This is a genomic window from Nocardia asteroides, from assembly GCF_900637185.1.
GTDB lineage: Bacteria > Actinomycetota > Actinomycetes > Mycobacteriales > Mycobacteriaceae > Nocardia > Nocardia asteroides.
Map to the genome: position 1 here is coordinate 6,818,116 of NZ_LR134352.1, position 13,758 is coordinate 6,831,873.

12 protein-coding genes are annotated in these 13,758 nt (G+C 71.5%); 5 read left to right on the forward strand and 7 right to left on the reverse strand.

All coding sequences use genetic code 11. The annotated features are described in order from the left end of the window. Positions 1–15: 15 nt before the first annotated feature. Positions 16–1,473, reverse strand: coding sequence for an NAD-dependent succinate-semialdehyde dehydrogenase (locus EL493_RS31565; protein ID WP_030201145.1), 1,458 nt, complete (start codon positions 1,471–1,473; stop codon positions 16–18). 70 nt (positions 1,474–1,543) lie between these two features. Here EL493_RS31565 and pgi point away from each other — a divergent pair, with 70 nt between their 5' ends. Then, positions 1,544–3,184 carry a glucose-6-phosphate isomerase gene (pgi, locus tag EL493_RS31570; RefSeq protein WP_030201148.1) on the forward strand — a complete coding sequence of 547 codons (1,641 nt, stop codon included), beginning with the start codon at positions 1,544–1,546 and terminating at the stop codon, positions 3,182–3,184. On the opposite strand, the gene EL493_RS31575 is transcribed toward pgi, so the two are convergent. The 4 genes from EL493_RS31575 to EL493_RS31590 all read right to left on the reverse strand — a co-directional run bounded on the left by EL493_RS31575 (position 3,153) and on the right by EL493_RS31590 (position 6,765). Next, a complete protein-coding gene (locus EL493_RS31575; protein WP_019049276.1) occupies positions 3,153–3,743 on the reverse strand; it encodes a potassium channel family protein in 591 nt (196 codons plus the stop codon). The two genes, pgi and EL493_RS31575, sit on opposite strands and share 32 nt — an antisense overlap. Before the next feature lie 64 nt (positions 3,744–3,807). Further along, positions 3,808–4,500, reverse strand: a complete 693-nt coding sequence (locus EL493_RS31580) for a nucleoside/nucleotide kinase family protein (RefSeq protein WP_019049277.1) — start codon at positions 4,498–4,500, stop codon at positions 3,808–3,810. 13 nt (positions 4,501–4,513) lie between these two features. Beyond that, positions 4,514–6,142, reverse strand: coding sequence for an acyl-CoA dehydrogenase family protein (locus tag EL493_RS31585; RefSeq protein WP_019049278.1), 1,629 nt, complete (start codon positions 6,140–6,142; stop codon positions 4,514–4,516). 17 nt (positions 6,143–6,159) lie between these two features. Then, entirely contained in the window at positions 6,160–6,765 is a 606-nt protein-coding gene (locus EL493_RS31590) for a TetR/AcrR family transcriptional regulator (protein WP_019049279.1), read from the reverse strand. Positions 6,766–6,829: 64 nt separating this feature from the next. Here EL493_RS31590 and EL493_RS31595 point away from each other — a divergent pair, with 64 nt between their 5' ends. Together EL493_RS31595 and EL493_RS31600 are read left to right on the forward strand one after the other, a co-directional pair. Then, positions 6,830–7,597, forward strand: a complete 768-nt coding sequence (locus EL493_RS31595; protein ID WP_019049280.1) for a crotonase/enoyl-CoA hydratase family protein — start codon at positions 6,830–6,832, stop codon at positions 7,595–7,597. After that, positions 7,594–8,832 carry a hypothetical protein gene (locus EL493_RS31600; RefSeq protein ID WP_019049281.1) on the forward strand — a complete coding sequence of 413 codons (1,239 nt, stop codon included), beginning with the start codon at positions 7,594–7,596 and terminating at the stop codon, positions 8,830–8,832. Before EL493_RS31595 ends, EL493_RS31600 begins: the two co-directional genes overlap by 4 nt. An 11-nt stretch (positions 8,833–8,843) precedes the next feature. Here EL493_RS31600 and EL493_RS31605 read toward each other — a convergent pair whose 3' ends face one another. Then, positions 8,844–9,545 (reverse strand): TetR/AcrR family transcriptional regulator, encoded by a 702-nt coding sequence (locus tag EL493_RS31605; RefSeq protein ID WP_074965394.1) that lies wholly within the window; start codon positions 9,543–9,545, stop codon positions 8,844–8,846. A 58-nt stretch (positions 9,546–9,603) separates the two neighbouring features. Here EL493_RS31605 and EL493_RS31610 point away from each other — a divergent pair, with 58 nt between their 5' ends. Next, positions 9,604–10,275 (forward strand): DUF4386 domain-containing protein, encoded by a 672-nt coding sequence (locus EL493_RS31610; RefSeq protein ID WP_019049283.1) that lies wholly within the window; start codon positions 9,604–9,606, stop codon positions 10,273–10,275. On the opposite strand, the gene EL493_RS31615 is transcribed toward EL493_RS31610, so the two are convergent. Continuing rightward, positions 10,233–11,531, reverse strand: a complete 1,299-nt coding sequence (locus EL493_RS31615; RefSeq protein WP_019049284.1) for an alpha/beta hydrolase-fold protein — start codon at positions 11,529–11,531, stop codon at positions 10,233–10,235. The genes EL493_RS31610 and EL493_RS31615 overlap by 43 nt on opposite strands. Positions 11,532–11,654: 123 nt before the next feature. Here EL493_RS31615 and EL493_RS31620 point away from each other — a divergent pair, with 123 nt between their 5' ends. Next, on the forward strand, positions 11,655–13,757 hold the full coding sequence (locus EL493_RS31620) for a bifunctional lysylphosphatidylglycerol flippase/synthetase MprF (protein WP_019049285.1): 2,103 nt from the start codon (positions 11,655–11,657) through the stop codon (positions 13,755–13,757). The last annotated feature ends 1 nt before the right edge of the window (position 13,758 follow it).

Consider the following 13,758-nt stretch of genomic DNA (forward strand, 5'->3'; position numbering starts at 1 on the left):
GGGCGGTTTCGTGTCTCAGGTCAGGGCGATGTACTTGGTGTTCAGGTATTCCTCGATGCCCTCGATGCCGCCCTCACGGCCGAAGCCCGATTCCTTGACGCCACCGAACGGCGCCGCCGGGTCGGAGATGACACCGCGGTTCACCCCGACCATGCCCGTCTCCAGTCCCTCCGCGACCCGCAGCGCGCGGTCCAGATCCCGGGTGTAGACGTAGCTGACCAGGCCGTATTCGGTGTCGTTGGCCGCGGCCAGGCCCTCCTCCTCGGTGTCGAAGGCGACGATCGGGGCGACCGGCCCGAACACCTCCTCGCGCAGGATGCGGGCCGCGGGCGGGACATCGCCGAGCACCGTCGCGGGGTAGAACCAGCCGGGTCCGCCGGGCGCCTTGCCACCCAGCAGCAGCTGCGCGCCGGCCGCCACGGCGTCCTCGACCAGGTCGCTGACGATCTCGCGCTGGTCCTCGCTGACCAGCGGCCCCAGCGTGCTGGCCGGGTCGGTGCCGGGGCCGAGCACCACGGTGTCGGTCATGGCCGCGACCAGCTTGGTGGTGAACTCGTCGAGCACCCCGCGCTGCACGTGGAACCGGTTGGCCGCGGTGCACGCCTCGCCGCCGTTGCGCAGTTTGGCCTGCATGGCGCCGGCCACGGCCGCGTCGATGTCGGCGTCGTCGAACACGACGAAGGGCGCGTTGCCGCCCAGCTCCATGGAGGTGCGCAGGAGCTTGTTCGCGGAGGCCGCGACGAGCTTCTTACCGACTTCGGTCGAGCCGGTGAAGGTGAGCTTGCGCAGGCGCGGATCGTCGAGCAGCGGGCCGGTGACGGCACCGGAACGGCTCGTCGTGACCACCGACAGCACCCCGTCGGGCAGTCCGGCCTCGCTGCACAGCCTGGCCAGCGCCAGCATCGTCAGCGGGGTGGCCGACGCGGGCTTGACGATCATCGTGCAGCCGGCGGCGAGCGCGGGGCCGATCTTGCGGGTCCCCATGGCGAGCGGGAAGTTCCACGGCGTGATCGCCAGACACGGACCGACCGGTTGTTTCGCCACCATGATCCGGCCCGTGCCCGAGGGCGCGTGCAGGTAGCGGCCGTGCACGCGCACCGCCTCCTCGCTGAACCAGCGGAAGAACTCGGCGCCGTAGCGGACCTCGTTGCGGCTCTCGGTGAGCGCCTTGCCCATCTCCAGCGTCATCAGCAGCGCGAACTCCTCGGCCCGCGCGGTGAGCTGATCGAAGACCGCGCGCAGGATCTCGCCCCGCTCCCGGGACGGGGTCGCCGCCCACGCCTCGCCCGCCGCCGCGGCCGCGTCGAGCGCGCGCATCGCGTCGTCCGGCGTCGCGTCGGCGACCTCGGCGATCACCGATCCGTCGGCGGGGTTGTGCACCGCGAAGGTGCCCCCGCCCGTCGCCGGAACCGGCCCGGAGCCGATCCACAAACCCTTCGGTACGAATTCCACTACGTCACGTTCGGACACCATGCCGCCAGCGTAGGCCGAGCACACCCGACTGCGGGGCCGGACCGGACCGGACGCTGTAATGTCGGCTGACGTGACCAGCGACATCACCGCGTCGGCGGCCTGGCAGGCCCTGGCAGACAATCACCGCAGCGTCGCACCCGTGCACCTGCGCCAGCTGTTCGCCGACGACCCCAAGCGCGGCAGCGAACTGACCCTGCAGGTCGCCGACCTGCACATCGACTACAGCAAGCATCGCGTGACCCGCGAAACCCTGCGTCTGCTGGTCGAACTCGCCGAGACCGCGGGCGTGCCGGAGCGGCGCGACGCGATGTACTCCGGCGCCCACATCAACACCTCCGAGGACCGCGCGGTCGGCCATATCGCCCTGCGGCTGCCCGACGGCGACCAGCTGTGCATCGACGGCACCGACGCCGACGCCGAGGTGCACGACGTGCTGCGCCGGATGGGCGAATTCGCCGATTCGGTGCGCTCCGGGCAGTGGCGCGGCGCGACCGGGCAGCGCATCACCGCGGTGGTGAACATCGGCATCGGCGGCTCGGATCTGGGGCCCGACATGGTGTATCGCGCGCTGCGCCACTACACCGACCCGAACATCGAGGCCAGGTTCGTCTCCAATGTCGACCCGTGCGACGTGGTCGCCAAGCTCGCCGGGCTCGACCCGGCGACCACCCTGTTCATCGTCGCCTCCAAGACCTTCTCCACCCTGGAGACCCTGACCAACGCCACCGCCGCCCGCCGCTGGCTCGTCGCCGCGCTCGGCGAGGACGCCGTCGCCAAGCATTTCGTCGCGGTGTCGACCAATGCCGAGCGGGTCGCCGAATTCGGGATCGATCCCGCGCACATGTTCGGGTTCTGGGACTGGGTCGGCGGCCGCTACTCGGTGGACTCCGCGATCGGCCTGTCGGTGATGGTGACCATCGGCAAGGAGCAGTTCGGCGAGTTCCTCGGCGGAATGCACGCCGTGGACCGGCATTTCGCCACCGCGCCGCTCGCCGAGAACGGTCCGGTCCTGCTGGCCATGCTCGGCGTCTGGTACACGAACTTCTTCGGCGCGGAATCGCGGGCGGTGCTGCCGTATTCGAACGATCTGGCCCGGTTTCCCGCCTACCTGCAGCAGCTGACCATGGAGTCCAACGGCAAGTCGGTGCGCGCCGACGGCACCCCGGTGACCACCTCCACCGGCGAGATCTTTTGGGGCGAGCCGGGAACCAACGGCCAGCACGCCTTCTACCAGCTGCTGCACCAGGGCACCCGGCTGATCCCCGCCGATTTCCTCGGCTTCGCCCGGTCCACCGACGACCTGCCGACCCGCGACGGCACCGGCAGCATGCACGACATCCTGATGAGCAACCTGTTCGCGCAGACCAAGGTGCTGGCCTTCGGCAAGCCCGCCGAGGAGATCGCCGCCGAGGGCACCGACCCGAAGCTGGTGCCGCACAAGGTGATGCCGGGCAACCGGCCCAGCACCACCATCCTGGCGCCGGAACTCACGCCCGCCACAGTGGGTCAGCTCATCGCGCTCTACGAGCACCAGGTGTTCGTAGAGGGCGTGATCTGGGGTATCGACAGTTTCGATCAGTGGGGCGTCGAGCTGGGCAAGCAGCAGGCGCTGGCCTTGATGCCGCTGCTGAGCGAGGCGGATCGGCCCGCGGCGGACCTGGATTCCTCCACCGACGAGCTCATCGAGTGGTATCGCGCCCATCGTCGGTGATCTCGTCGCTGGCCGCGCGTTTCGCGGCCGCGCGGTCGGCGGCGGCGATGCGGGTGTTCACGCTGTTGGTCGCGATGGAGATCAGGGTGCCCAGGACGATCAGGTCGAACACGATCTGCACCATGGTGGCGATCCGGGCCGCCTGACCCACCGCGTGCACGTCGCCGTAGCCGATGGTGCCCAGGGTGACCATCGTGTAGTACAGCGCGTCGGTGCGCGTGACCAGGCCGTCGAACTCGCCGGGTTGCAGTTGCTCGAGCCGGAAGTAGTAGAGCGAGAAGACCACACAGACGATGCACACCACCAGCAGCACACCGTCGACCCGTCCGCCCGCCGAGGACGGCGCGTTGAGGAAGTGCTGGATCCGGCGCCAGACCAGCCAGCCGAGCCCGATGATCCCGGCGACGAAGGTGCACACCCCGAGCACCCGCCCCGGCCAGGCGTCGAGGTCGAACACGACACCGATCGGCACGCTGTAGTACAGCAGCAGCGCGCACACCGCCGCCGCCGCGTTGCGCAGCGCGTGCCCCGGCATGCTGGTCCGCCACCGTCGCGTCATCACTCCATGATTGCCCGTCGACGGCCCGATTCCGTGGTGTACGCGCCGAGCGGCCGCCGACCGATCAGCCCTGCCGAGTCACCCGGCCGATCCGGTACCCCGCGCCCTGTGCGGTGAGCACCGCGTCGGCGCGCGACCGGCTCGCGGCGACGAGGTCGGCGTTGCGCAGATCGCTGTCGGTGACCTTCACGCTCGCCTGCGCGGGTGTGCGGCCGCCGAGGGTGTGCCTGCGCAACAGCCGTTCGGTGAGGACCGCGCGCGGCGCGTCGAGGTACCAGCGGGCGTCGAGCAGACTCGCGACCGCGGACCAGCCGGGCGCCTCGGCCTCGGTGAGCAGCAGATAGTTGCCTTCCACCACGACGATCTCCTCGTCGCGCACGAGCACACCCGCCGGAGTCGGTTCGTCCACGGCCCGGTCGAACAGCGGCCACGGCACCGGTTCACCGACCCGCGACTGCCGCAGCGAGCGCAGGTCGGCGACGAACCCGGCGGCGTCGAAGGTGTCCGGTTCGCCCTTGCGCGCCAGCGCGCCCCGCGCCCGCAGGACCTCGTTGCGCAGGTGGTAACCGTCCATCGGCGCCACCACCGCGGGCCTGCCCGCCCGGGTGAGTTCCGCGCACAGCCGCTGCGCCAGCGTCGATTTGCCCGCGCCGGGCGGACCGGCGAGTCCGAGCAGATACCGCTGCCCCGGCGCGGGGGCCGCCGGTACGCGCCGGGCGAGGTCGCGCACCGGCAGGGTGCCGTCGTCCGAGGTCACCGGATCAACCTACTCAGTCCAGGTCGACGAAGGCCCGCTCGATGACGGCGCCGGTGTTCGCGCCGACGGGCAGGGTGCCGAAGGCGATGCCCCAGTCGCCGCCGAGCCGGGTGGCGCAGAACGCGTCCGCGACCGCCGGATGACCGTGCCGCACCAGCTGGGCGCCCTGCAGCACCAGTGCCATCAGTTCCACCACGCGGCGGGCGCGGTATTCGATGTCGGACAGGTCGGTGAGTTCCTTGCCGACGCGGTCGATCGCGTCGTCGAGGCGCGGATCGGCACCGCGCGCCAGGCCGACCTCGGCGAAGTACGCCTCGACGGTCTCGGGCTGACGGCCCATGGCGCGCAACGCGTCCAGCGCGGCCACATTGCCCGAGCCCTCCCAGATCGACATGAGCGGCGCCTCCCGGTACAGCCGCGGCATGCCGGATTCCTCGGCATAGCCGTTGCCGCCCAGGCATTCCAGCGCCTCGGCCGCGTGCGCGGGCGCGCGCTTGCACACCCAGTACTTGGTGATGGCCAGCGCGATGCGGCGCAGCGCGGCCTCGGCCGGGTCGCTGCCGGCGCGGTCGGTGGCGCCGGCCAGCCGCATCATCACCGTGGTCGCGGCATCGGATTCGACGACCAGGTCGGCGAGCACATTGCGCATGGCGGGCTGATCGATCAGCTTGGCGCCGAACGCTTCCCGGTGCCTGGCGTGGTGCACGGCGGCGACCGCGCCCATCCGCATGCCGGTGGCCGAGCCGATCACGCAGTCGAGGCGGGTCATGTTGACCATCTCGATGATGGTCTTCACGCCCGCGCCCTCGGCGCCGACGAGCCAGCCGGTGGCGTTCTCGTACTCGATCTCCGAGGACGCGTTGGACTTGTTGCCCAGCTTGTCCTTGAGCCGCTGGATGCGGATCGGGTTGCGGGTGCCGTCGGGCAGCACGCGCGGCAGCAGGAAGCACGACAACCCGCCCGGCGCCTGGGCCAGGGTGAGGAACATGTCCGACATGGGCGCGGAGGTGAACCACTTGTGCCCGACGATCCGGTAGGACCCGTCCGGCTGCGGCGCCGCGGTGGTGGTGTTGGCCCGCACGTCGGAGCCACCCTGCTTCTCCGTCATCGACATGCCCGCGATGAGCCCCGACTTGGTCGACGGCTCGCGGAGGCCGAAATCGTAGCTGCGCGAACCGAGCAGCGGCTCGTAGCGCGCGGCCAGTTCCGGGTTGTGGCGCAGGGCGGGCACCACTGCGTAGGTCATCGAGATCGGGCACATGTGGCCCGCGTCGGCGGCGCCCCAGGTGTAGAACTTGGCGGCGCGGGCGGTGTGCGCGCCCGGCCGGTCGTCGAGCCAGGGCGAGCCGTGCAGGCCGTGGGCGACGGCGACCGACATCAGGTCGTGCCAGTGCGGGTGGAACTCCACCTCGTCGACGCGGTGACCCCAGCGGTCGTGGGTGTGCAGGACCGGCGGGTACTCGTTGGCGAGCCTGCCCCACTCCTGCGCGGCGACATCGCCGGCGAGCCTGCCGAGTTCGCGCACCTCGGCCTCGGCCCAGCCCGCGCCCTCGCGGTGCAGGCCTTCGAGCAGCGCGGGGTTGCGCGCGGCGTCGAAGGGCACCAGCGGGGGAACCTGGTTGAAGACTTCATGGGTCGGCATGGCCGGAACTCCTTCGACTACAGCGATTCCGGGCGCGCGCCCAGCGCGCGCACGGCGAAAGCAACCAATTCGGGGATGACGGTCTCGGCGGGCGGCGCGGCCGCCAGCGGGCCGACGAGCACCTCGCCGATCGCGCCGACGAGGGCGGCGGCGCTCATCGCCGCGTCCTGCGCGGGCACCGAGCCCGTGGTGACGCCGTGCACGATCGCGGACTCGAACGCGGCGGCGAAGGCACGGCGGAATTCCAGGCGTTGCGCGTCGACGGCGGCGTCCACCGGTTCGGCGAGCAGCACGTAGGCCAGCTTCGGATTCTTGAGGGCGCGGCCCGCGAAGGTCTCCACCGCCGCGCTCACCCGTTGCAGCGCGTCGCCCTCGGCCACGGCGGCGCGCACGGCCTCGACCTCGCGCGCGACGACGGTCTCGAACACCGCGGCGACCAGCGCGGCCTTGTTCTCGACCTGTTTGTAGACCGTGCCGGTGGCCACCCCCGCCTCGGCGGCGACGGCGGCCATGGACAGGCCGGCGAAGCCGTCACGGGAGAGCACCCGGGTGGCGCCCTGCACGATCAGCGCCCGTTGCGCGTCGAGCCGGGCCTGCACGGCCGGGGTTCTGCGGTACACCATGCCAAGAAGTGAACCACTGATTCATTACTTCACGCAAGGGGTGGATCGGCCGTATGGTCGAGTGATGTCCGTACGCGTCGAACACGCAGGCCCGGTCACCACGGTGATCCTGGACCGGCCCCACGCCCGCAACGCCGTCGACGGGCCCACCGCCCGCGCGCTGACCGAGGCCTTCCGCGCCTTCGACGCCGACCCGACAGCCTCGGTCGCGGTGCTGTGGGGCGAGCACGGCACCTTCTGCGCGGGCGCCGACCTCAAATCGCTCGGCACCGAGACCGGCAACCAGGCCACCGTCGACGGTGACGGCCCGATGGGACCGACCCGGCTGCGCCTGTCCAAGCCGGTGATCGCGGCAGTCTCCGGCTACGCCGTGGCGGGCGGACTGGAACTCGCGCTGTGGTGTGACCTGCGGATCGCCGAACAGGACGCCACCTTCGGCGTCTTCTGCCGCCGCTGGGGCGTGCCGCTCATCGACGGCGGCACCGTGCGGCTGCCGCGCATCGTCGGCGAGGGCAGGGCGCTGGACATGATCCTCACCGGTCGCGCGGTGAGCGCGCCCGAGGCGCTGCAGATGGGACTGGTCACCCGGGTCGTCCCGACCGGTGACGCCCGCCGCGTCGCCGAGGAACTGGCCGGTCAGCTGGCCGCGCTCCCCCAGACCTGCCTGCGTTCGGACCGCGCCGCGCTCTACGAGGCGCAGGGCCGTCCCGAGGAGGAGGCCATGCGCATCGAGTTCCGGCACGGACTGGACGCGCTCACCGGCGGCGCGCTCGAGGGCGCCGCTCGCTTCGCCGCGGGCGCGGGCAGGCACGGGAGCACCGACCACCGGTGACCGACCGGCTCACCGTCGTCGACGAGATCTTCCTGCGGACCCACCGTGGGATGGGCACCCCGATCGCGCTGCAAGGATTGTGGCGGATCGACGAGGCGATGGAACCCGCGCTGCTGCAAGCGATCCACGATCGCCTGCGGGTCGGCAGCCTGGGCAGACGGGTGGTGCGCGCCCGTGTCCCCGGCGCGCGACGCGGCTGGCGGCCCACCGTCTCGGCGCATCCACTGGTCATCGCGGGCACACCGCTGTCCGAAGACGCGATCCTGCCGTGGGCCGATACCCTCGGCGCCGATCTGGACCCGGAGTTCGGCCCCGGCTGGCGCCTGTCCGCGGCGCCACTGCGCGATGGCGGAACCGTTGTCGCCCTGACCTGTTCGCACGCGCTCGCCGACGCGCGCGGCCTGATCCACGCTGTCGCCGTCGCCCTCGACGAACTCGACCGGCACCAGTGCGCGATTCCGCCGTCCGAAACCGGCCGTCCCACTTCGCCATCCGACTGGGCCGATGCCCTGTCCCAGTGGTCGATCGTCCTCGGCGAAACCGCACGCGCCTTGCGTCGCGGCATTCCCCGGCCGCCCGCGACCACCGTTCCCGACAACGCAGCCGATCGCGCGGTGCACAGCATCCTGCTGGCTTTCGACGCGATCGCGTGGGATTCCGCCGCGGCCGCCGCCGGTGGCACCCCGAACAGCCTGTTCATCCACCTGGTCGCGAATATCCTGTGGGAGAGCGGCTTCCAGCCCCCGATCATCGAGGCGAGCCTGCCCGTCGACACCCGCGACGAACCCCGCGTCGACAACGACCTCGCCGTCACCGACATCGCCATCGACCGCACCGACACTCCGGCGACGATCCGCGACAAAGCCCGCATCGCCTATCAGCGCCGCATGTCGAGCCCGGCGGGCCTGCCGGAAGAGATCCTCCAGGTCATCCCGGACCGCTGGGCCTACTCACTGAGCAAGGGCGCGGGCGAGCGAGACATCCTGTGCTCCAACATCGGAACCCTCCCCGAGTCCCTGCGCACCGTCGGCCCACACCACTGCGACCGGGTCGCGGCCCGCGCGATCCACCCCGGACTCACCGAGTTCCCGCGCACCCGGCTGTCGGGGTACCTGTCCCTGCTCACCGACCGCTACACGCTGGCCCTGGTGAGCCTCGAGCGCGATCGCGAAACCCTGCTCACCGCGACCGATCGCGTCTGCTCGACCGCCGGACTACGCGCGCAGGCGTGGTGATCGACGACTGATCAGGCTGCCGTCATGCCGATGAGCAGCGCCCGCAACCCCCAGACGAACTGATCCACCGAGTTCCAGGCGGCGATCTCGTCCAGATGCGCGGCGGTGCGCGGCCAGCGGGTGGCGTCCAGCTCGTCGAGGGCCGCCCTGCGCTGGGCGATGCGCTCGGATTCCGGTGGCAGCGGCGGCTTTCCGTCGGTCTCGGCCACCTCCAGCGCGATCGCGCCCAGCACCTGCACGATCACCGCGTACACGCCGTGCGCGCGGGCGGGCGCGGGGAGACCGCCGCGAGCCAGGCAGCCGAACATCGCCTCGCCGACATCGCGCGCGGCCGGGCCGTCCATCGAGCCCGACATCATCAGCGTCGCGACCGCCGGATGGGCCAGCAACTGCTCGCGCAGGCCGAGCGCGAACTGGATGACCGCCGCGGTCCACTCCACGCCGGGATCGGACAGCGGACCCAGCGGTACCGCCGACAGCACCCGCTCGATCACCGCGCGTTCCAGATCGGCCCGGCTGGCGACGTAGGTGTACACCGCGTTGGGGTTCACCCCGAGCCGGGCGGCCACCGCGCGGATCGAGAGCGCGCTGGGCCCGCCTTCGTCGAGCAGCTCGAGCGCGGTGTCCACGACCTGCTGCTCGGTGAACGACCGCCGCGTCGGCCGCGGCGCACCGGCCGGCGCGCGCCGAGGTGTTGACTTCCCGTCCGCCATGCGTTGGACTGTACTCCGTACAGCTACCTGTACCCCGTACAGCCAGAACGGATATCTCATGCGTACCAAGCCCTGGCCCGCCATCACGCTGCTGATCTGCGCCCCGATCCTGATGAACCTGGCCTTCACCGGCCTGGGTGTGTCGTTCGACTACCCCGACGTCCTGCAATCCCCCGCTGCCGACGTGCTCGCGCGGTTCCGCGCGCACCAGTCCACCGTCGTAGCGCTGTTCACCCTGCTCGCCGTCGCGGCCTGCGCGTTCGGTCCGCTCGCGGTGCTCGTCGGCCGGTTCGACGACTCGGCCACCATGCGCTGGGCCGTGCGGGCGGGCATCGCCGCCGCCGTCGTGCAGGCGGTCGGGCTGCTGCGCTGGCCACTGCTGGTCCCCGGGCTGGCGGCCGACGGCACGCCGGAATCCCTCGACACCTTCGCGACGCTCAACACCGTGCTGGGCACTCTCGTCGGCGAAACGCTCGGCTATGCCCTCACCGCGGCATGGACGGCGCTGGTCGTCACCGCGCTGCGCGACCGGGTGCCCGGCTGGTTCGCCTGGCTCGGCTATGTCAGCGCCGCGGCCATCGCCGTCGGCGTGCTCGCTCCGATCGCCGAGCAGGCCGGACTGGTCAATTTCGTCGGCTACCTGCTGTGGAGCTGCTGGCTCCTGGCCTTCGCCGTGCTGCTGGCCCGTCAGGGCGTGATGCCGAGACGGGTTGCCAGCCAGGGCAGTTGATCGCGCAGCCCGGCGGACCACAGCGCGAAGTCGTGGCCGCCGGGCAGCTCGCGCAGCCGCACGTCCATCCCGGCGTCCCTGGCCGCCTGGTACATCCGCTCGACCTGCGGGCGGAATTCCGCGTCGTCGGCGCCCACCACGAACGCTCCCGCCGAATCCGGAAAGCGCTGCGTGCGTAGGAGATCGAGCGGATTGACCCGCAGCAGCGCGGCGGTATCGCCGCCGAAGGCCGCGTCGACCGTGCGCTGCCGGTCGCCCAGCGTCGGCTCGTCCTGCCCGGACAGGTCCAGAAAGGTCGGGTACACCTGCGGACAGTTGGTGGCCAGTTGCAGCGAGCAGGTCCCGCCGTAGGACAACCCGCCCACCGCCCATGCCCGCGGATCCGGGTCGATCTGAAGGTTGGCCCTGGTCCAGGCGGGCACGTCGACCGCGAGATAGGTGGCGACATTGCCGAGCCGCGAGTCCAGGCACAGCGGATTCGCCAGCTGACTCCCGGTGCCGTCGGCGACCACGACCACCGGCGCCAGCCCCTCGTGCGCCGCGGCGAACTCGTCCATGGTCCGGGCCAGCCGGCCACCGACGAACCAGTCCTCCGGCGCGCCCGGGTTCCCGGCCAGCAGTACCAGCACCGGCAGCAGCGGTCGCGGATCGGCGAAATACGCGGGCGGCAGGTAGATCTGGGCATCTCTCGCCTCGAAGCCCGACGCGGTGGGCGGAATGCTCGCGGAGAGCACCTTGCCGTGCGCGGGCAGCCCCGCGGGCGCGTGCCACACCGAGGTCAGCGGCCGCCCGGTCACCACCTCGGCGGTGCGGGTCAGCTGATCGGCCGCGACGTGATCGAGCTCGTCGACGCCGAAGACGGTGCCGACCGTCGGATAGGAGGCGTAGATCAGGTTGATCCGGACGCCGACCGCGACCAGCACGGCCGCCGCGGCCAGTACCGTCACCACCGCTGTCCACACCCGTCTGCGCACCAGGATCCGCGGCACCACCAGCAGCACCGCCGCCACCGCGATCCCGATCAGCACGTACACCGAGACGGCGATCGGATCCGACAGCGGCCGCCACACCTCCTCGACGACCAGATACAGCGCCGTGGTGAACACGGCGGCGGTGAGCACCACGATCGGCGCGGTGACCGTCACATAGCGGCGCGACCGGGCGATCAGCAACCACACCGCACCCAGCACGCCGAGCACCGTGAGCGTCACCGGGAGCCACCCGGTGAGCAACGACAGATCGGTGAGCCTCGTCATCGCTGACCTCCACAGATGCCGAACCCTCTGGCGCGAGCCGGTCCGGGACGCGACCGGATGACATACCGTACACAGACGACTTCACCGCGCCCGTGCGGCGCACTCGCAGCAAAGGGTGGATCGATGGACGACGACACAGCTGCCACCGCACCGGCCCCGCCGGGCCCGCTCGCCGGCGTGGGCGCCGTCCTGCGCCGGGTGCCGTTCACGATCGCCTTCCTCGCCCTGGTCGTCGTGCTCGGCGTCGCGACCGGCGGGCTCTGGCACAGGCTCGACGGCCGCGCCTGGTTCCACGACATCGCCTACGGCTGGCCCGCGCTCACCGAGGGCAAGTGGTGGACGCCGTTGTCCGGCTGGCCCTTCGGGCTCACCCCGTTCCAGTACGTCACCATGGCGGTGTTCTTCGCGATCGCGGTCGGCTGGACCGAGTGGCGGCTCGGCACCGCGCGCACCGCGCTGGTGTGTGTGAGCGGGCAGCTGATCGGGGTGCTCGGCGCCGCGCTGACGGTGGGGCTGCTCGCGCACACCCACCTGGGCTGGGCCGACCGGCTCGCCGACGTCCGCGACGTCGGATTCACCACGGCGGCCATCGCGGGCCTGGCCGCGGTGTCGGCCACCCTGCGCTCGCCGTGGCGGCTGCGGGTCCGCGCCGCGCTGGGCGCGTGGGTGGCCATCACCTTCCTGTTCGAATCCACCTTCGCCGATCTCATGCACGTGCTCGCCGCGGCGGTGTGGCTACCGCTGGGCGAGAAGCTGTTCAGCCGCGGCGAGCACGGTTTCTGGCCACGGACCCGGCGCGAGGTCCGGATGCTCGCGTTCGTGGGCCTGCTGGTGATCGCCGCGGCCTCGGTGCTGGTGTACTTCTTCCCCGGCGACAGCCTGCTCGGCCCCACCGCGGAGGAACGGGGTTCGCTGGGCAGCACGATCCTCACCGTGGTGGTGATCGCGGTGGTCGCCGACCAGCTGCGCAAGGGCAGGCGCTGGGCCTGGTGGGTCGCCCTCGGCTACGGCGCGCTGCACGTGACGCTCACGCTCGTGCTGCTGGGCGTGGCGATCGGCACCGACTACCGGACCACCGGCGCGGTCACGGTGGGCACCGCGCTGCTGTGGGCCGGTGAGGTGGCGCTGCTCTACGGCGGACGCGGCGCGTTCCGGGTTCCGGTGCGGCGCAAGATCTCCGGCGGCGCGCTGTCGGGCACCGAGCCCGGCGACGCCGTGCGCGCCCTGCTCGCGCGCTACGGCGGCAGCACCATGTCGTGGATGACCACCTGGCCGGAGAACAAGTACTGGTTCGCCGACGACGGCGAACGCTACGTGGCCTACCAGCGGCACGCGGGCACCGTCGTCGCGCTCACCGACCCCGTCGGCCCGCCGGACCTGCTGCCCGACACCATCGCCCGCTTCACCGACGGGTGCGAGGCCGAGGGTCTGGTGCCGTGCCTGTTCTCCACCACGCGGACGGTCGCGGACCTGGCCGCCGAACTCGGCTGGCGCAGTGCGCAGATCGCCGAGGACACCATCGTGGATCTGCCCCAGCTCGAGTTCAAGGGCAAGGCCTGGCAGGACATCCGCTCCGCGATCAACAAGGCGGGCAAGGAGGGCATCGAGTTCCGGCTGGTACAGCTGGACGACGAACCGTTCGCGGTGCTGGCGCAGGTCCGCGCGATCTCGGAGGAATGGGTGGGCGAGAAGGGCCTGCCGGAAATGGGTTTCACCCTCGGCGGCGTCGAGGAGGCGCTCGACCCGGCCGTGCGGGTGGGCCTCGCGGTCGACGCCGAGGGCAGCGTGCACGGCGTCACCTCGTGGCTGCCGGTGTTCGGCGCCGGTGACCAGATCCGCGGCTGGACCCTCGACGTGATGCGCAGGCGCCCCGACGGCTTCCGGCCGGTGATCGAGTTCCTGATCGCCTCGGCCTGCCAGGCCTTCAAAGAGGAAGGCGCCGAGATCGTTTCGCTCTCGGGCGCACCGCTGGCCCGGACTGCGGGCGCCGACGGCGCCGAGCCGATCGATCGTCTGCTCGAAGGGCTCGGCGCCGCGATGGAGCCGTACTACGGTTTCCGGTCGCTGCACACGTTCAAGGCGAAGTTCCAGCCCCGCCACGAACCGGTGTTCCTGTGCTACCGCGACGAAGCCGACCTGCCCCGGATCGGGATCGCGCTGACCAAGGCGTATCTGCCCGAGGTCTCGGCCAAGGACCTGATGGCGCTCGGCGCCGCAGGCCGCTGAC